The 18,830-nt window shown below is 43.1% G+C and carries 14 protein-coding genes and 1 pseudogene; 3 read left to right on the top strand and 12 right to left on the bottom strand.

From position 1 onward, the window contains the following. Positions 1-79: 79 nt before the first annotated feature. From ABUE20_RS09775 to ABUE20_RS09745, 7 genes and pseudogenes are all read right to left on the bottom strand, one after another. Positions 80-1,531, bottom strand: a complete 1,452-nt coding sequence (locus ABUE20_RS09775) for an anion permease (protein WP_408619717.1) — start codon at positions 1,529-1,531, stop codon at positions 80-82. Positions 1,532-1,791: 260 nt separating this feature from the next. Next, positions 1,792-4,185, bottom strand: coding sequence for a glycoside hydrolase family 3 C-terminal domain-containing protein (locus ABUE20_RS09770; protein WP_408619716.1), 2,394 nt, complete (start codon positions 4,183-4,185; stop codon positions 1,792-1,794). Between the two features lie 461 nt (positions 4,186-4,646). Beyond that, the gene (locus ABUE20_RS09765) at positions 4,647-5,573 is read right to left on the bottom strand and encodes an endonuclease/exonuclease/phosphatase family protein (RefSeq protein ID WP_408619715.1); all 927 of its coding nucleotides are present in this window, start codon (positions 5,571-5,573) and stop codon (positions 4,647-4,649) included. Positions 5,574-6,025: 452 nt separating this feature from the next. After that, positions 6,026-6,799: an amidohydrolase family protein gene (locus ABUE20_RS09760; RefSeq protein ID WP_408619714.1), complete on the bottom strand. Its 774-nt coding sequence runs from the start codon at positions 6,797-6,799 to the stop codon at positions 6,026-6,028. Positions 6,800-6,825: 26 nt separating this feature from the next. After that, complete coding sequence (locus tag ABUE20_RS09755; RefSeq protein WP_408619713.1) at positions 6,826-7,299, bottom strand: GNAT family N-acetyltransferase; 474 nt, start codon at positions 7,297-7,299, stop codon at positions 6,826-6,828. Between the two features lie 290 nt (positions 7,300-7,589). After that, positions 7,590-8,108: a phosphoribosyltransferase gene (locus ABUE20_RS09750; RefSeq protein ID WP_408619712.1), complete on the bottom strand. Its 519-nt coding sequence runs from the start codon at positions 8,106-8,108 to the stop codon at positions 7,590-7,592. Further along, positions 8,108-8,441, bottom strand: a pseudogene (locus ABUE20_RS09745) (LbetaH domain-containing protein); the annotation flags it as partial. The gene ABUE20_RS09750 and the pseudogene ABUE20_RS09745, both read right to left, overlap by 1 nt. Positions 8,442-8,460: 19 nt before the next feature. Here ABUE20_RS09745 and ABUE20_RS09740 point away from each other — a divergent pair. Further along, positions 8,461-8,697: a hypothetical protein gene (locus ABUE20_RS09740; protein ID WP_408619711.1), complete on the top strand. Its 237-nt coding sequence runs from the start codon at positions 8,461-8,463 to the stop codon at positions 8,695-8,697. 811 nt (positions 8,698-9,508) lie between these two features. On the opposite strand, the gene ABUE20_RS09735 is transcribed toward ABUE20_RS09740, so the two are convergent. Together ABUE20_RS09735 and purL are read right to left on the bottom strand one after the other, a co-directional pair. After that, positions 9,509-9,781 carry a hypothetical protein gene (locus tag ABUE20_RS09735; protein ID WP_408619710.1) on the bottom strand — a complete coding sequence of 91 codons (273 nt, stop codon included), beginning with the start codon at positions 9,779-9,781 and terminating at the stop codon, positions 9,509-9,511. 655 nt (positions 9,782-10,436) lie between these two features. Next, positions 10,437-14,327, bottom strand: coding sequence for a phosphoribosylformylglycinamidine synthase (gene purL / locus ABUE20_RS09730; protein WP_408619709.1), 3,891 nt, complete (start codon positions 14,325-14,327; stop codon positions 10,437-10,439). A 327-nt stretch (positions 14,328-14,654) separates the two neighbouring features. Between purL and mltF the strand changes: the two genes are divergently transcribed. Together mltF and ABUE20_RS09720 are read left to right on the top strand one after the other, a co-directional pair. Further along, positions 14,655-16,103, top strand: a complete 1,449-nt coding sequence (mltF, locus tag ABUE20_RS09725; RefSeq protein ID WP_408619707.1) for a membrane-bound lytic murein transglycosylase MltF — start codon at positions 14,655-14,657, stop codon at positions 16,101-16,103. 115 nt (positions 16,104-16,218) lie between these two features. Next, positions 16,219-16,347 (top strand): hypothetical protein, encoded by a 129-nt coding sequence (locus tag ABUE20_RS09720; RefSeq protein WP_408619706.1) that lies wholly within the window; start codon positions 16,219-16,221, stop codon positions 16,345-16,347. 2 nt (positions 16,348-16,349) lie between these two features. On the opposite strand, the gene tadA is transcribed toward ABUE20_RS09720, so the two are convergent. From tadA to araH, 3 genes are all read right to left on the bottom strand, one after another. Further along, on the bottom strand, positions 16,350-16,859 hold the full coding sequence (gene tadA / locus ABUE20_RS09715; protein WP_408619705.1) for a tRNA adenosine(34) deaminase TadA: 510 nt from the start codon (positions 16,857-16,859) through the stop codon (positions 16,350-16,352). 50 nt (positions 16,860-16,909) lie between these two features. Further along, positions 16,910-17,575, bottom strand: coding sequence for a DUF3334 family protein (locus ABUE20_RS09710; RefSeq protein WP_408619704.1), 666 nt, complete (start codon positions 17,573-17,575; stop codon positions 16,910-16,912). A 244-nt stretch (positions 17,576-17,819) separates the two neighbouring features. After that, positions 17,820-18,818, bottom strand: coding sequence for an L-arabinose ABC transporter permease AraH (gene araH, locus ABUE20_RS09705; RefSeq protein WP_408619817.1), 999 nt, complete (start codon positions 18,816-18,818; stop codon positions 17,820-17,822). Positions 18,819-18,830 lie beyond the last annotated feature (12 nt).

Here is an 18,830-nt window from a genome sequence, read left to right as displayed (position 1 = left end):
CCAAAAAATAACGATGACATGGAGAAATAACGGACGGAGACTTAAGCCTCCGTTCGTCCAATGATTCCAAAAATATGGATTATGAAAATACGATCTCAAGCCACGGCAACCCAAGCCCCAACCACACGACCAAATACAACAATCCAAATACGGCGCCTAGTTTCCACCAGGTTGAACCGGGAATAAATCCACTTCCATAGTAAACCGGGCTCGGTCCAGTTCCATAAGGTGTGATAATTCCCATCAACCCCAACATAGGCACAAGCACAAAGACAAACATTTCCATATGAATGCCGGGGATCCCAGATGCAGCGGCCAAAATCACGGGCAACAATGCCGTAGTATGTGCGGTCACACTGGCAAATAAATAATGCAGTACAAAAAAGATAACGGCCAAAATGATCATAGCCAATGTTGCATTTAACCCACTGATATGACTCCCGACCAGTTGACCAAACCAGCTGACAAAGCCAACTTTACTCAATCCCCCGGCCAAAGCGACCAACGTAGCGAACCACACCAGCGTATTCCAAGCCGACTTATTGGCCAGAATATCATCCCAAGTTACGATGCGAGTCACCAACATCAGTGAAATCACCAACAGCCCGACCAATGCTCCGGCAATATACTGACCGGCAAAAATCCACATCAACAGTGCCATCACGACAAAACACAGTAACAACAATTCATTACGGGTTAGTCGTCCCATATGAGTCAGTTCCTGAGCCGCCCATTCACTGACCGCCGTCCCGGATTTAACCTGAGGAGGACACAACCAATAACTCAAAAGTGGCACTAATATTAATAACAAAATACAGACGGGAGCCGCAGCCATAAACCAGTCCCCCCATCCAATCAAGATCCCCGTAGATGACTGGGTCAAAGCAACCGCTAATAGATTCGGTGCCAATGCCGTTAAAAACAACGAACTAGTCACACAAGTGCTGGCAATAGCCGTCCACATTAAATAAGTCCCGATGCGTTTGCGACTTTCATCATCAGGATTGGAATCATAAAGAGGGGGTAAGTTTCGAATCACCGGGAAAATCGTTCCCCCACTACGTGCCGTATTGGAGGGTGTAAAAGGAGCCAGAACGGTATCGGCAATCATAATCGCATAGCCTAAAGTTAGGCTGCGCTTACCCATAGTTTTTACCAGCCATAGCGCAATGCGACGCCCTAGCCCGGTTTTTTCATATCCCAATGCGAACATAAACGCACCAAAAATCAGCCATACCGTTCCATTGGTGAATCCGGAAACGGCCCATGAAAACGCAGTCTTAGCCGCTTTAAAATGAGGATCAGCTAATTTATCAGCAGGAAAGAGTGCCCAATGGTTCAGTAATGCGACAACAACGACCCCAATTAACCCGACCACGGCTCCCGGCAACGGCTCTAATACCAATCCTACGACCACCCCAATAAAGACAGCAAAATAGCGCCATGCATAATCATCTAACCCTGAGGGTGCCGGCAAAATAGCGATCAAAATTGCTATTATAATCGGCAAAAAATTCTTCATCGATTTCATCGGCTTTTATCCTTATGAAAAAAGATTCATTTGAATGAGGCCCTTTTTCTATCAACAACAGATACTGATATTGGTACGATTAACATCAGTCAACTAGGGTCTGTTGAGAGTATAAGTGATAATACTCTATATTGCTGATACGCAGATTCACCTTCAGATCAAGGTCTTAAACTTTATGCATGCCCTATCTCAAACAATGCCAAATCGAGTTGAAAGCACATCGATAACAGGCCCGATGACCGGGCCTGTAAAGAGAGACACTACTGATGAATATTCACAAATGAGCTTTGCGAAATACCTTGGGGAAGTGCTAATACTTCAGGAGTAGTCTGGCGAACAATGACCAGATGGTTAATGTTAAACTGCACGGGGATGATGTCACTCACATCGGACGAAGCGGCAATATAGGCTTTATAAACTCCGGGCTCGATGATCCACTGATTGTGGTTCACATCAAAACTGGCCAAGATCTCAGCCGGGATATCCAATAATAACCGCTGCTGTACTCCGGATTTCAGCCATTTAGTTTTGGCAAACGCTTTTAACTCAATCGCAGGTTTATCCAAAACTCGCTGTGGTGCAGCAATATAGACTTCAGCGACCTCTTTACCGATACGTTTTCCGCTATTGCGAACATCAACCGATAATTGAATATGGCCTCGGGCACCCAACGAATTGATGGTATTCTGGACCAGTGAGCGGTTCTGATAAGTAAACGAGGTATAAGACAACCCGAATCCGAAAGGATATGCGACCGGCTTATGAAAAGTATCATAGTACCGATATCCAACATAAATCCCTTCGTTGTAATACTCAACATCCGGTAATTGATCGTCATCGGTATCCACCCCGGGGAAGGTTTGAGATGATGGAACATCGCGGTAGTGCAATGGGAAAGTCTGTGCCAGTTTGCCGCTGGGTGAAACTCGTCCCGATAGTATATCGGCTACGGCATCCCCGGCTTCCTGCCCTGGCATATAGGCCAGCAGAATACTATCGACTTGATTGGACCACTCAGTATCGATCACTCCCGGAATATTCAAGACCACAACCACTTTTTTATGCTGTTGATGAAATGCCTGAGAGACCTGTTTAATCAATGTCTGTTCATTGTCACTTAACAGATAATCACCTTTACCCGGACTCCGATCACGACCTTCTCCCGCTAACCGACCAATGGTAATCACGGCGATATCATTCTGACGCGCATAGGTCTGTAACATTGCAGATCCAATGGAGGGCTCATCACAGGTATACAACATCTCATTTCCTATCGTCCCCAGTGCCCCCGGAGCTTCTTGTTTATGAACATTGAAATACTGCGTATAAAATTGCTGAAGTTCACGATTCACCGTAAATTGATGAGCCAATCCCTCAGCGATATTAATAATGTGAGGGGCGTGCACATCACCACTACCGGTACCACCTTTATAGGTATTTACTTGAGCGATACCAAAACTAGCGATACTCTGTTCCGGATGAATCGGCAGAGTCGCCCCGGAATTTTTCAGTAAGACCATGCTTTCGGTAGCGGCTTCTCGGGATAGTTGAGCATGCCAAGGTTTATGCTGAGCAACCCCAGCGTAAGGATAATGATGATAAGTCGGAGTTTTGATCACCTGCGTTACAATATGAGTTGCGCTTTGATCCAAAACCTGTGGACTCAATGTGCCGTTTTGATAAGCCTGAAGCAAATGGTTATAGACATCGTCACCACCAGGCTCAATTAAATCATTACCCGCCTGAACCTGCTGCTCAACATGATCTAAATCGCCCGCAAACCAATCAGACATTATCAGTCCTTTAAACCCCCATTCCTGACGAGCAATCGTGGTGAGAAGATCTTTGCGAGCATTCGTATAAACACCGTTTATTTTATTATACGAAGTCATAAGCGCCCAAGGCTGCGCATTCTCAATAGCAATATGGAAACCCCGTAAATAAATCTCTCTTAAACTTCTTGGAGTCATGATTTCATCTATATTATGCCGATTGGTTTCAGAGTTATTTGCCACAAAATGTTTAATCGTCGCACCGACCCCATTACTCTGGATCCCCTCGACCATTGCCGCACTCATTTTTCCGGATAACAATGGATCTTCTGAATAATATTCAAAGTTTCGACCATTTAAAGGATTACGCTGAATATCCATTCCCGGAGCCAGCAAAAAATCAATGCCCAGCTCTTTTGCTTCCTGACCGAAAGCCTGACCAACACGTTGCACCAACTGCGGATCCCATGATGAAGCGAGCAGTGAACCAATGGGCCAAGCGGTAGCGTAATAGCGTTTGGGATCATGCTCTCGAATGGGAGATAATCGAACTCCCGCTGGACCATCTGCCAATTTTACTGGGGGGATATTTACCTGCGAATTATTTACGCCATTAATATAGCCGGCGATACCCACAACATCACCCTCAAGATGTTCCGGCTTCAGTGCTGCTGAAGTCTGCCTTGAAAACCCTGGGCCAGATAACAAACTTAGCTTTTCTTCAGGAGTCATTTTTGCAACCAACGCCGAGGCCTTAGCCACATCATTCACCGGCTGAAGAGAACCCTGAGATGTTGATGATGAGTCCGAACATCCGGACATTGACATAGAGAATGCCGTTACCACAGAAAGTGAAATCATCGAAAATTTTGTCATAATCATTTTGGATTTCTCGGAAAAAGGCTGGATTAATACATCAGTCAATAGGAATAAGCGATAGCCATCCAGGCCATGCCTGAATCATTGAAAGCTATTTATCTTCAAGAATAAATAAAATGCACTTTCAGCCCATATAGTCCCTAACAAACTTTCGTGCAAATAGGCCAAAACAAGATATATCAAACACAACCCATTAAAGACCCATCGTTAAAGATAAACAGTACCTAACGATACAAAACTAATAAATAGCTCATTAAAAACTTGTGAAACCGGTCACATAACTATAAATATTTTTATAAATAAAAGAGAATGTATATCTAATGGATTGATTTAAAATCATTTATTTTCAAATCAACTGACTTATATCAACAACTAAACCTGTTTTCTGTCAATCACCGAAATTATCAAGATTATGCACCAATGATACCGCGTTCAATCGTCTGATCAGGCAACACCAACAGCGCTTAAGGACGATACTGCAAAAAGATCGGACAATGATCGCTCAGTTGAATCTGCCGCACCATTTCTGCCGTGGGTGAAAGTTCTTGAAAAGAATGAGGACGAACATGTTGCTGAGCATCTTGGTCATAAATCAGATGATCGATATACGCTGTATATCGTTTCACATAAACCTGATTTTTATCTCGATAACCCACCAGACAATGACTTTGATGCAATCGCGTCGCTAAAATCAGAGGAATTGCTTTACCAGAGTCGCCCGAAGATAACGTTCGCAATAACCAATCATTAGGATCCTGAGCCATGCGACGATTAAAATCGCCTACAATCATAAAGGGGATCCCTTCCCTCTCTCGATCAGCAACCCATTTTTGCAATCGAAGCGATTGCAAATACAGCGTATAACAACTCCCATTAGACTTCTGATGCGTTGGCCGTTTCTTCTGAGAAAAACAACGGCTTTTCAAGTGTACAACCAACAGTCGTAAATAAGGCTTCCGTCCATCAAGTAATGTTATATCAATACCGTTACGCAATTGATGCCCATGCGTTACGTCCAAAACCAAATCCAGATGACGCTGGTATGCGATCCCCCGACGGATAGCAAACCCCGTATATTGAGGCCATTGACGAGGATCGCCAGACTCAGCCCGATGCGATAATTCTATCTGATAATTGGTGCCAACAACCTGACGAATATCCGCCTGACTGGCGACCTCCTGAAATCCCAACACATCAATATTGGTCTTTGCAAACAACCGTGACAGCTGCTCATAATCATCAGCATCACGTACCGGTCCTTTTGATGAATTGCGTTGATCCAACCAATCTAAATTCCAACTGCCAATAGTCATATCAGGCTTCGCCGATACTGCAAAACTCCACCCCAAAAACAACAGGGCTAACCATATATATTTTACCTTTTCTTGCACATTCAAATTTCCTGAAGCTAAGAGAGCCCTAACCAAAAACTTTTTACAAATCTAGTCAGGATTATTGATTTTTCATTGTTGAATTTCAGTCCCATTCAATGCCAAGGCAGCACCAGCTTCTGATGGTTTCACCGTTCGTAATCAATTTGTGGTTAATGGCCACACTCACTGCACTTCCAACCACCAATTTTAGCGTTCAATATTTTCCAAATAATCACTAAAATTAACCAGATCCCTGAAGTACATATGGTCAAAACCAAATGCACCAACAGCATAAATCCACTCGATTTTTGATTATTTCGATAGTGTTTTGTGACTCTTTTACAATGATGACAATGTTTTAATTGTTCTTCTATATACTTAGACATTATGTCCCCATCATTTAAACAATTCTAAAAAACTATTCCATACAACCAACACAGCCGTGTCTTGGCACTGCCAACAGTTTTGATTTATTCTCTGCTTTTTAAATTATAAAATGTCATGGCGTTTTCTTTAAAAACATTTTGAGCCGCCTCGCCTCCGAGGGTCTCTAAAACAATATCAATATCGCTATGCTGAAAAGGAATAGGGGCTCTGGTTGATGGCAAATCAGAACCGAACATCAGTGATTCCGGATTAGCTAAATAAAGTAATCTGATGGCTTCTGATGCTTTAAAATCTATACGACCAAACCCAGTTGCTTTAATTTTGACACCTTTCTCAGCAAGTTTTAATAGGTAAGGCAACCCCTGTTTGCTCATACCTAAATGATCAATACAAACCGCAGGCAATTGATTTAAGATCACCGACAATTCCTCTAGTTTGGTAGCATCAACGTACAACTCAACATGCCAACCAACCCGATCATAGACCCGATGGGCCATTGAAACCATATGCTTCACGTTTTCCGAGCCACCTCGGTATAAGTTAAATCTCAGCGCTCGCACACCCGCAGCATCAAGTTGCATAATTTGCTGATCCGATGTGGCATAGGGCAATTGGGTCACCCCCACATAAGATGCACCTAGCGACTTAAGCGCCGATAAAAGATAACTTTGATCAAACCCCTGAAAAGAACCGGAGACAACAACCCCACCGACGAGTTTATATTGTGATAAACGGGCTAAATAATCATCACAGGTAAATGCCTCTGGCAAATATCCATGATTTGGGATCAACGGGAAACGAGGATCAATAATATGTAAATGGCTATCAAATAACTCAATTTCGCCTAGCAAATCCATACCCCCCTACAAATTGAGACAAAAGCTCACGAGATATCACCTAGATATTTCTCCATTGAAAAATTAACCAAGGACACACCCTGCCGATCTACTTCGTTTTTTTTCACCACAGAAAAACCACGCTTCTCAAAAAATGGCTTAGCAATCAGCGAAGCTTCAACATACAACCGATTGATATTGCGGATATTTGCTTCCTTTAGCAAATGTTCATACAAGGCAGATGCGACTCCAATTCCCTGATAATCGGGATGCGTATAAGTACCATCAATATGGCCATCAGCATCTAATTCAATAAATCCAGCCACACGACCTCTAATGATAGCTAGAAACGGATTTTTTATCGCCAGTCGCTCAGACCAACGTACATAATCAATAGGGGCTGGTGCCCAAGCATCTTTTTGTGCAGCGGTATATACCAATGAATCAACGGCATGTACAGATTGATAAAATAGCTCAGCGATCTCCCTCGCCTTGTCTTCTGAGTAGGTTTGTATATTCATTGCGATCCTAATGCCCAAATAGAAAATCCATACGCGTAAATGAAGTGACAAAGCGAGCATGTCACTTCATGGAATGAGTGATATAGCTTAGCCCCAAAAAAACATATAGATCTTCATCAACCACGAATGACGTATTTACTCAAAAATTTCATAGTGACATTCAACGTTCACGGTTACTTTACCCCAATAAGAAGCTCTAACTCTTTTCTGATAGAGAATAGCAAAGCTTTGCCGTCGACTTGAAGCCATTGTTGTTTAGACCAAACGGTAGCGATTCAGTCTGGTAGAAATTAAATCACTTTAGATATGAAAGGTAGGTTACGGGACTTATCTTTCCACGGCAGGCCATAACCGACCAACAGCTCATCATTCTCCATTTCATAAGCAAAGTATTGAGGAACTGGAATATTGATTCGACTGGGTTTCACAAACAGAGTTGCTATGGATAACGACTTAATATCAAAATTGTTACTCAAATGCTCAATCAGGCGCTTCATCGTGCCTCCTGATTCAATCGCATCATCAATCAAAATGACATTTCTTCCCGTAACATTGATGTTCTGGTGATATACAATTGCAGAGCAATTATTTCTATCTCCGGGGGTATGCGGGCAAGAGATATAATCCATACTGATATCAAAGGATAACTGGCGAACAAGATCAGCCGTAAATAATATTCCACCAGGGACGACGGTAATCACGACAGCATCATCAAATTGTTGATTAAGCTGTTGAGCAACCTGTTTGACTCCTTCTTGAATCTGAGTTTCATTCAATACAACTTCACCAATATATGGATTTGTTCTCATTATTTCGCTTCCTTCCCTTCTGATGTCATGTCCGATACACATTTAAGTTCACGAAGAATACGTGCTGGATTACCACCAATGACGAGGTTGTCACCAAAACGCTTAGTGCCCACACTTGCCAGAGGCAACAACCACATTGTTACCCAAAGTGAATTGGCTTTGCAGACTCCCTCTGGCTCGCTCGATTGGGTCAATTGGATGTGTCACGGTATAGATCCCCACTTGAGGACCCAACAGGCAGTTATCACCAAAGTATACTTCGGCACAATCCGGAATGACACAATCGTAATTGGTGAAAAAATTGGAGCCGATATAGATATTGCAGCCGTAGTCGCGTTAAACAAATTTCAATTTGACCTCTGCTTTATGGGGATTTGTGGTTGGTTATCAGCAGCAGGATTCAGCGCTATTCACTATCAGTGATGGTGAATTCAAACACCATGCAGCCTCTAAAGCTGGAGCGATTGTTGCACTGTGTACTGAGGACAAAATAGAGGCATTAGGCTCATACCCGTTTATGACATTTGAAGACGTTGATTACCTGATCTGCTCTCCAAACAATACCATAGCAAAAGACTATCTTAGCTAATTAGATTGCACTGTCATTACCAGCAATCCTATGTAGCAGGAAATACCAAGACTTCTAAAGTTGATATGCAGACTGTCATTCAGATAGCTTGAATCAAGTCAAACTGCAACCTTAGAAACTCATGATCAAAATGCGGAAATTGGCTATACCGGTAATGTACAAAATAATATTCCGGCTTCGTTTGTATTGGTTATACACATTCAACCAGAATACTGTCATCTTTTGGCTAGTAGGGCACCTACTTTATAGGAGTATGATAAAAAAACCGCCCGAAGGCGGTAGTCGATAGTAAAGGTAGTCAATTGATACAACTACAAGCTAACACCATCTGGATACCTTGTGTTCCAATATTTTCGAAATTCACGCCAGAGATCACTATAAACTTCACATTTTGTGACAGAACTCTTTTTTTAAAAACAGCCAAACAAATGAAAGTCCGGTAAAATACTTTTATAACTTATTGAAAAATATAATATAAATATACTTTTACTTACTAAATATCACCGGATATATGATTTGGTCAGATTTATTTAAATTTATGCACAATTTTAATATTCAAAAATTTCAGCAATATATTCTGTAATATAAAACAAAAAGCATAGGGTATACGTTGATTTAATAAATAGAGTTCAGTAATCTCAAAATTGCGGATCAGTTGGGGGTATTATATTCATTCGATTAGCCATCGAGCTCCCTCTGTTTCGCAATTATTTGTGATCAAGAATGACGTTACCGTGATCATGAATAGAGCAATGATTAAATATATATTTCAATAAACCTAGTCCAGTAATCATACTGGGCCAGGTGTGTATTACCAATGTTGATTAATCCACTCAAACGCATACTTTTGGGTTAATGTTCGAAAAGGTAGGATCTGAATGATATCTTCAACTCGATGACAACTCGCTTTATCGTTAAAATCGAGTTGTTGTGCTACTTTTTCAATCAAATAAATCACTTCATACACTTCATTTCGATCAAACACCGACATATCAGGATCGCCATGCAGTTTTACATCGTCCGGATGGGTCGCTTTTTCTCTATAGTGATAACGAAGATCAGATGGTTTCAGGTTTAGAGACATTTCATCCCCCAACAAGCAAATGGGAAACAACTTACAGTCAAATCGGTGAAGGAACCCCTTCCCACGCAACGTAAAAGTACCTGAAAGTATTGGGATCGACAATCATTAAAAAGCATGAATTGATAGCTCAGGCTCAAAATTCTGAAAAATTTAATCAAAAATATTGAGGCCGCTGATAATTATCAAAAGAAACTTTTACCCATCACCATAACAGCCAATTTCCAATCAGTACATGGTTAGATGTAGCATGAAATAATTATCTGATAGATACAGTATTAAATAGTATTTATGTCAAAAAATATCACATCTAATCAACATAAAATAAAAAATAATATTTTATATAAAATATTTATTACTTTAATAAAAATAAATAACATGCGCTTTATATAAAAATTACTGCGTCTACTAATAGATTAGTTCTTCTTTCACAAGAGTGAAAATAAACATTGTTATTGTTTAAATAGCGTATGAATATTTGATGAATTCTTTATATATCTTCCATAAAGAGTAGATTCAGCGCGAGGATCTGTTGACTTCCAATCAATTCATTTCTCAATCTTTATTGAATACGATCAAGACGTCCTAATCACATACGAATAAAAAATCCCCTGCTGAATCCACAGCAGAGGATGAAATATTTGAATGGGCTAAATCATTAGCCTAACTGTTTCCGGACATTCTGGAACATCCGCATCCAAGGGCTATTTTCGCCCCAGTCAGCCGGATGCCAGGAGTGAGCAACACTGCGGAAAACTCGTTCCGGATGAGGCATCATGATCGTTACTCGACCATCAGTGGTGGTTAATCCGGTAATCCCATTCGCGGAACCATTCGGGTTCAACGGATATTCCTGTGTCGCTTTACCATAATGATCAATAAATCGAACGGCAACCGTCGAGCTAGCTTCAATAGCCGCTAAATGACTCGCATCCCGAGTTTCAACATGCCCTTCCCCATGCGCGACAGCAATCGGCATTTGTGATCCTTGCATCCCGTCAAAAAACAGAGAGGGTGACGACTGAATTTCAACCAAACTAAACCGACCTTCAAACTGCTCGGATTGGTTACGTACAAACCGAGGCCATAAATCGGCACCAGGGATCAATTCTTTTAAAGTCGAAAGCATCTGACAGCCGTTACAAACACCCAAGGCAAAAGTATCTTGGCGTTCAAAGAACTGTGCAAATTGGTCCCGTGCTTGAGTGTTGAATAAAATAGACTTCGCCCATCCTTCGCCAGCGCCCAGCACATCGCCATAGGAGAAACCACCACATGCGACTAAACCACTAAACTGATCCAGAGCTACCCGTCCTGATAAGATATCACTCATGTGCACATCAATGGCATTAAAGCCAGCCCGATCAAATGCGGCCGCCATTTCCGTCTGAGAGTTCACCCCTTGTTCACGCAAAATAGCCATCTGAGGACGAATCCCTGAGGCAATCATCGGTGCGGCAACATCCTCGTGGACGTCAAAACTTAATGCCACTTGGATCCCGGGATCCTGCACATCAGCTTTAGCATCAAATTCAGCTTTGGCACAAGCGGGGTTATCCCGCATCGCTTGCATCTGATAAGTCAACTCAGCCCAAATCTGACGATAATAACTGCGTTTCTGAACTAGAATAGAACGCCCATGACGAGTAAAGCGAATCGAATCATCCTGATTGGTCCGCCCCACTACAAAACTACATGCGGCTAAACCATGACCCGCTAATACATTCAGAACGTCTTCTTTGTCATCCCCTTTAATCTGGATCAACGCACCTAATTCTTCATTAAACAAAGCCGACAGATCATCGTGCCCTAACTGATCAAGTGCGATATCAACGCCACAATGACCAGCAAAAGCCATTTCTGCGGCCGTAGTAAATAACCCACCATCACTGCGATCATGATAAGCCTGTAATTTACTATCGGCGACTAATGTCTGAATCGCATTAAAGAAGCCACTTAATAATGAAGGATGATTCACATCCGGGGCCTGATCGCCCAATTGTTTATACACCTGAGCTAATGCAGAGCCACCTAAGCGGTTTAATCCTTGGCCTAAATCAATCAAAATCAATAACGACGAGGGATCGTTGACTAATTGCGGTGTCACGGTCGAGCGCACATCATCCACCCGGGCAAAAGCACTGATGATCAATGACAACGGTGCAGTCACCGCTTTATCAACGCCATCCTGCTGCCACGTGGTTTTCATGGACATGGAATCTTTACCAACCGGAATAGTTAAATCCAGCTCAGGACAAAGCTCTTCACCAACCGCTTTAACCGCCTGATAAAGCCCAGCATCTTCCCCTGGGTGACCCGCCGCCGCCATCCAGTTGGCAGACAATTTAATCCGATTCATCGGACCAATTTTTGTAGCCGCAATATTGGTAATCGATTCGGCGACTGCCAAGCGAGCTGAAGCCGCATGACTAATTAAGGCGGTTGGTGTTCGCTCACCAATCGACATTGCTTCACCGGCATACGTATCATAACTGGCCGCCGTTACAGCGCAATCAGCTACCGGAACCTGCCAAGGGCCGACCATCTGGTCGCGAGCCACTAGCCCAGTGACACTTCGGTCCCCAATTGTAATTAAAAACGTTTTTTCAGCGACAGCCGGTAATCTTAAAATTCGTTCTGCTGCCACAGCCAAGCTCATGGTACTGGTATCTAAGGCCTGCCCTTTAAACGAAGCCGAAGTCACATCCCGATGCATTTTTGGGGGTTTACCCAACAAAACTTCCAATGGTAAATGAATTGGCTCGTTATCAAAATGCTGGTCATGCAAGATCAGGTCGCGCTGCTCTGTTGCTTCACCAATTACAGCATACGGTGCCCGTTCCCGCTGACAAATCGCATCAAACTCATCAATCCGATCCGCGGGAACCGCGAGCACATAACGTTCTTGTGATTCATTACACCAAATTTCTAAAGGTGACATGCCCGGTTCATCATTCGGAACTTCTCGCAGCTCAAAACGCCCCCCACGGCCTCCATCATTGACCAATTCAGGGCAGCCGTTGGATAACCCACCCGCGCCGATATCATGGATAAAAGCAATCGGGTTCAAATCGCCCATCTGCCAACAACGGTCAATCACTTCCTGACAACGCCGTTCCATCTCTGGGTTGCCCCGCTGCACGGATGCAAAATCCAAATTTTCAGCCGATTGTCCAGAAGCCATTGATGATGCAGCTCCGCCGCCCAAACCGATATTCATCGCCGGGCCGCCCAGTACAATAATTTTAGCGGAAACTGGGATTTCACCTTTCTCAACGTGTTCAGCGCTGATATTACCAAGACCACCGGCCATCATAATCGGTTTATGATAACCACGAACTTCCATACCATTGAAGCTTTCAACTTGTTCTTCATAAGTTCGGAAATACCCCAACAAATTAGGGCGTCCGAATTCATTATTAAAAGCAGCACCACCCAGTGGCCCTTCAATCATGATATCCAAGGCACTGGCGATTCGGGATGGTTTTCCAAAATCAGTCTCCCACGGTTGAACAAATCCGGGGATCCGCAGGTTACTGACACTAAAGCCAACCAAACCTGCTTTCGGTTTCGAGCCGCGGCCAGTCGCTCCTTCATCACGAATTTCACCACCAGAACCGGTTGCGGCTCCAGGGAACGGTGAAATCGCCGTCGGATGGTTATGTGTTTCAACTTTCATCAGAATATGAATGTCTTCCTGATGATAACTATATTGATAAGAATCTGGATCAGGGAAGAATCGGCCTGCAGGGGAACCAGTCATCACCGAGGCGTTATCTTTATATGCTGATAAGATGTCATCGCTGAAATTTTCGTAAGTATTTTTAATCATCTTGAACAGCGATTTTGGCTGAACTTCACCGTCGATCGTCCAATCTGCATTAAAAATTTTATGCCGGCAATGCTCTGAGTTTGCCTGAGCAAACATCATCAGTTCCACATCATTGGGGTTCCGTTGCAACTTGTGGAAGTTTTCGATGAGATAATCGATTTCATCATCCGCTAAAGCCAACCCAAGTTCCATATTCGCCGCTTCCAGAGCTGGACGCCCCTGCGACAAAACATCAACCGAACGAACCGGTGCGGGTTCTGCGTGGCTGAACAAAGCCTGGGCCTGTTCAAATTCACCGAATACAGTTTCCATCATCCGGTCATGTAGCAGTGTTCGCAACAGGGTCAATTGGTCATCCGTTAAAGGTTCACTGACACCAATATAATAAGCGACACCACGTTCAATACGATAAATCTGGGATAAACCACAGTTATGCGCGATATTCGTCGCTTTAGAAGACCAAGGTGAAATAGTTCCGGGACGGGGAGTCACCAACAGCAATTGCCCTTCGGGTTGATGTTCAGCAATCGTCGGACCATAAGTCAATAATTTAGTCAGAACATCCTGTTGTGATTGCTGCAACGGCGATTTCAAATCGATGAAATGTGTATATTCAGCATAAATTGAAATCACCGGCAGTGATTGTTCCTGTGCCTGCTTAATCAATTGGGAAACACGAAACTCAGATAGTGCCGGAGCACCACGCAATATTTCCATAAATGTGTACTCGTATGCGTTTTGGGGGGTTGATTGGACTTCATTATAAATAATAATAAGACCTAAAGTAACCGCTGAAACATGCTGAATGCAGAAACACAGCCAAATAACTGCTTCTAGTATCAAGAATAATTAAACTGGTCTGGTTGAATTTTATTCACTTTGGGCAGGTTTAAATACGCCAATCCTGTCATTTACAGACCGGCATTTGGAGAATGGCAGATGTTTTAATAGGCTGAACATGTGACAAAGGATACTATCTAAATTAATGTTACACTGTTTTGCCAAACTAAATTGTAGCCAAGTTCATCAGGGAAGTGGTACCGCTTGCAAAAATCACCCAAAAACATCACTTATTTGCTGATTATCCTGCTTATAAGCGCCATGTTAAGCAGTTGTCGTGTCGGCCAGCCCCCTCGCAGTCAGCTGGAGCAACTGGAATATACAAAGGTCTTACGGGTTGGGACACTCTATTCGTCACGTAATTTTTACTACGACCAAAATGATGAGCCCACTGGCATTGACTATGAATTACTGCATGATTTCGCCGATTATCTGGGGCTCAAACTCAAGATGATCCCTTTATACAGTCAGAGTGATCTTTTTAATGCCTTAAAAGAGCAGCGAGTTGATCTCATCGCAGCCTCACTGATCCCAACCCCATTACAACGGCTGAAATTTCGTTTCTCCCCTGATTTTTATGATGTGAATAGTGTCTTGGTCTATCAACAAGGCACGCCTGTTCCTGAAACAATTGCCGATGTGGATCAACCTATCGGGGTCGTCAGTGGCAGTTATCACGAATACATTTTACGCAAACTGCAACGCCGCTATTCAACCATTAAGATCGAAGCCAGTGATCAAGTTGATGATGAAGAGTTATTGCGACAAGTTCACCAAGGCACACTCATGTATGCAGTCGTTGATGATAAAATTTTGGCTTTGACCCAGCGTTATTATCCAAAATTGGCCACTGGATTAACCCTTCATCAGGATGAATCGATTAGTTGGGCCATCCGCCTGACTCAGGATGATTCATTTTATTCTGCATTAATTGCTTTTTTTGGGGAAAAGCACAGTGATGGAACGATCGCTAAATTAGTTGAAAAATATTTCGGCCATATCGAACAGTTCGATTATGTCGATACCCGTTCATTTTTACGTGCGGTCAAAACTAGGCTACCCAGCTATGAATCTTGGTTCAAATTATATGCCGACAGTCTAGATTGGCGTCTTTTGGCCGCTGTGTCCTATCAAGAATCACACTGGGATCCTCAAGCTCGTTCTCACACCGGGGTTCGAGGGCTGATGATGTTAACACTCAACACCGCCCACCATATGGGGATCGATAACCGGCTAGATCCGGAGCAAAGTATCAAAGGGGGAGCGGCTTACCTACGCCGTCTGATTTCACTGGTTCCGGATAGCATCCATGAAGATGAAAAAATCTGGTTTGCATTAGCCGCCTACAATATGGGGTTTGGTCACATGCTGGATGCCCGGCGAGTCACACAGTTACAGGGAGCAAACCCAAATAGCTGGGCGGATGTGAAAGAGCGACTTCCACTATTAATGCAGAAACAATGGTATCAAAAAACCCAGTATGGTTACGCTCGCGGTAATGAAGCCTATAACTATGTCAACAATATTCGCCAATACTACCAAAGTCTGGTGCTACTCGATGCCCAGCAACGTCGACTTGCGATGCAATTAATTCGAGATATTCCAGAAAAAGAATCTTTGCAAAATCAATCAGAAATATCACAAGCTAAATAAAATGTTTACTAATTTGCAACAAATTTATTGACCGTCATATTTTATTCACATAAACTTGATAGGTTAAAAAACGAAAAGAGAGATGAAACAACAATAACAAAGAAGGAGGGATGACATGATTAAAGCTCGTCGTCATACCGCACACTCACCTCGCCGGCGGATCCAGTTGGCTCGTCAACATAAAAAAACCCTATGGCGTCAACGCAGCTATACTCTAACTGAGTTGGGTGGTGATAATAATTAAACTCAGCTTTGCTGAGAACGTCTGAGTTTTTTAGCCTGTTTAATCGTCTGACGACGACGGCGAAAAAACTCGCTCAGGAGCATTGAACAGTGCTCCTGCTCCACACCCCCAACCACTTCCAATTGATGATTTAACTGTGGTGTTGATACCAGATTATAAACACTCCCAGCAGCCCCTGTTTTTAAATCACTAGCGCCATAAACTAACCGGGAAACCCGTGCGTGAACCATGGCTCCGGCACACATAGGGCAAGGTTCTAACGTGACATAAAGTGTCGTATCAAGCAGTCGATAATTTTGTAAATACTGGCCCGCTTCACGCAAAGCCATAATTTCAGCATGATGCGTCGCATCATGACATTGAATGCTACGATTCCATCCGCGACCGATAATTTTGCCTTGATAGACAACAATGGCTCCGACTGGGATTTCACCTTCATCCTGAGCACGCATAGCCAATTCAATGGCCTTACTCATGAATTCATGATCTAGCGACACATCCACCACCGACATTCCACGAATGAAAAGCCGATATTATACGCGGCTATGTGACGAAATTCAGCTTATAAACCGAGCTCGTCAAACAAATCCTGATCGACAACCTGTGCCACAGGTTTATCCGCTTGGCGATTAGCTTCCTCAATAATGCTATCCGGATCGGTATCACCTTGCTCATCCATCTCAGCAATCTGAATAAATTCCGTCTTATCCATCGCTAATTCCAGATAAAAAATATTATTCCGAGCGGTAACAAATGTGACTCGTCGGGCCTGAGGGCGATCCAGATTCGTATCCACTGAGATATGAACCTGTTTATTAATAGCCAACATTTTAGGCTGGTTCTGAGTAATACTCGTCTGTAATTCCTGTCCGATTTTACCGGTAAAATCACCGATACTCTGGTTCATCAACTCACCCATCACATTGGCCACTTCATCAGAAGTATGCTGGGTTGCTAATTCTGACTCAGAAATTCCCATATTTTTCATATAGGTTTGATATATTTCCAGAGCAGCCTGAGCCGTAAAGTTCATCAGCACCAATCCTGAGAAACCACCGTCAAACAACACAAAACAACCAATATCTGGTTTTAAACAAGTCTTGTGAATTTTCTGCACCATCGCGGAATATTTCACTTCGCTGCTAGTCGCAGCCCCCAGGACTTTAGTCACTGAATTGCAAAGAGTCAGTAAAATATCATCGGTTGAAATTATGCGAGTCTTTTTCATTCATCTTCCTTGTTCTTGATATATTAGTAGATTGGATCATTATGAATGAGTGCTCTCCAATGGTCCAATCAAACTAGCGTTCGTTTACTTACTCGGACTGGGGGCAACTCATTGAAATTCCCCGCCTGACATGATCCAAAATCAGATCCCAAGTATTCGTTAATTTAAGCACAACAAGCAAAACTTGGACACCCAAAAGATGGATGTCCAAGCAAATTACGAAAGGCCGAAGAATAAAATGAAATTAACTGGATTGTTTGAGCTGTTTATAGCGGTCAAAGATAACGGCTAAGAGCAAGATCGCCCCACGAACCACATATTGGGCAAAAGGAGAAATATTCAGCAAGTTCATCGCATTTTCCACAGTGCCAAGAATCAGGACCCCTGCGATCACATAGGAAATTTTACCGACCCCGCCTTTTAATGAAACCCCACCGAGCACACAGGCCGAAATCACCACTAATTCAAAACCAATGGAAGTCATCGGTTGTCCACTCGTCATTCGGGATGCCAAAACCACCCCAGCCAACGCGGAAATCAAACCCGACACGGTAAAAATAATGAGTTTAGTTCGGACCACATTGACCCCAGCTAATCGAGCTGCTTCTTCATTCCCACCGATGGCTAAGGTATTCCGACCATAGACAGTTTTATTCAGCAAGAAAGCAAACACAATAAAACAGATCACCGTCAGCCAGATCGGTGTGGGTAGTCCAAAAATATTTGAATTACCGAGTTCAAAGAATTTTTCTTCGGTAATCCCAACCGCTTTCCCATCGGAAATAATATAGCCTAAACCACGGGCAATCTGCATCGTCGCCAGCGTGGTGATCAAGGCATTAATTTTTAATCGAGCGATCACAAAGCCATTGATCAGTCCAAAAACAACCCCCGAAAGCAATCCAGCTAAAATGCCTAGCGTGACACTTTCGGTCATATTAATCGCAACGGCCGTAACCACCCCAGCACAAGCCACAACAGAGGCAACGGATAAATCTAAATCGCCGCAAGCCAGGCAAAATAAGCTGGCACAGGCAATCATCCCGCTCATAGAAACGGCCAGCCCCAAACCTTTCATATTAATGAAAGACGAAAAATTAGGGACAAAAATACAACAGAGCAAAAATAGTGCGACAAACACCATCAGCATGCCGAAATTATCCCAGATCTGATTCAATCGCCCTGAAAATTTTCGCTGTTGTGCGGTATCAGTGGATCGTTCTGTCTCTTTATGGGTCATCATAATACTCATAAG

Source organism: Celerinatantimonas marina, from assembly GCF_046054165.1.
GTDB lineage: Bacteria > Pseudomonadota > Gammaproteobacteria > Enterobacterales > Celerinatantimonadaceae > Celerinatantimonas.
This window is presented reverse-complemented; position numbering and strand designations above follow the sequence as displayed.

Bases quoted from the DNA above. Each gene is read 5' to 3' on its own strand.
- ABUE20_RS09760 (WP_408619714.1), bottom strand. From the start codon at position 6,799: ATGGATTTGCTAGGCGAAATTGAGTTATTTGATAGCCATTTACATATT.
- ABUE20_RS09710 (WP_408619704.1), bottom strand. From the start codon at position 17,575: ATGAAAAAGACTCGCATAATTTCAACCGATGATATTTTACTGACTCTT.
- ABUE20_RS09735 (WP_408619710.1), bottom strand. From the start codon at position 9,781: ATGTCTCTAAACCTGAAACCATCTGATCTTCGTTATCACTATAGAGAA.
- purL (WP_408619709.1), bottom strand. From the start codon at position 14,327: ATGGAAATATTGCGTGGTGCTCCGGCACTATCTGAGTTTCGTGTTTCC.
- ABUE20_RS09770 (WP_408619716.1), bottom strand. From the start codon at position 4,185: ATGATTATGACAAAATTTTCGATGATTTCACTTTCTGTGGTAACGGCA.
- tadA (WP_408619705.1), bottom strand. From the start codon at position 16,859: ATGTCGGTGGTGGATGTGTCGCTAGATCATGAATTCATGAGTAAGGCC.
- araH (WP_408619817.1), bottom strand. From the start codon at position 18,818: ATGATGACCCATAAAGAGACAGAACGATCCACTGATACCGCACAACAG.
- ABUE20_RS09775 (WP_408619717.1), bottom strand. From the start codon at position 1,531: ATGAAATCGATGAAGAATTTTTTGCCGATTATAATAGCAATTTTGATC.
- ABUE20_RS09755 (WP_408619713.1), bottom strand. From the start codon at position 7,299: ATGAATATACAAACCTACTCAGAAGACAAGGCGAGGGAGATCGCTGAG.
- ABUE20_RS09750 (WP_408619712.1), bottom strand. From the start codon at position 8,108: ATGAGAACAAATCCATATATTGGTGAAGTTGTATTGAATGAAACTCAG.
- ABUE20_RS09720 (WP_408619706.1), top strand. From the start codon at position 16,219: ATGATTAAAGCTCGTCGTCATACCGCACACTCACCTCGCCGGCGGATC.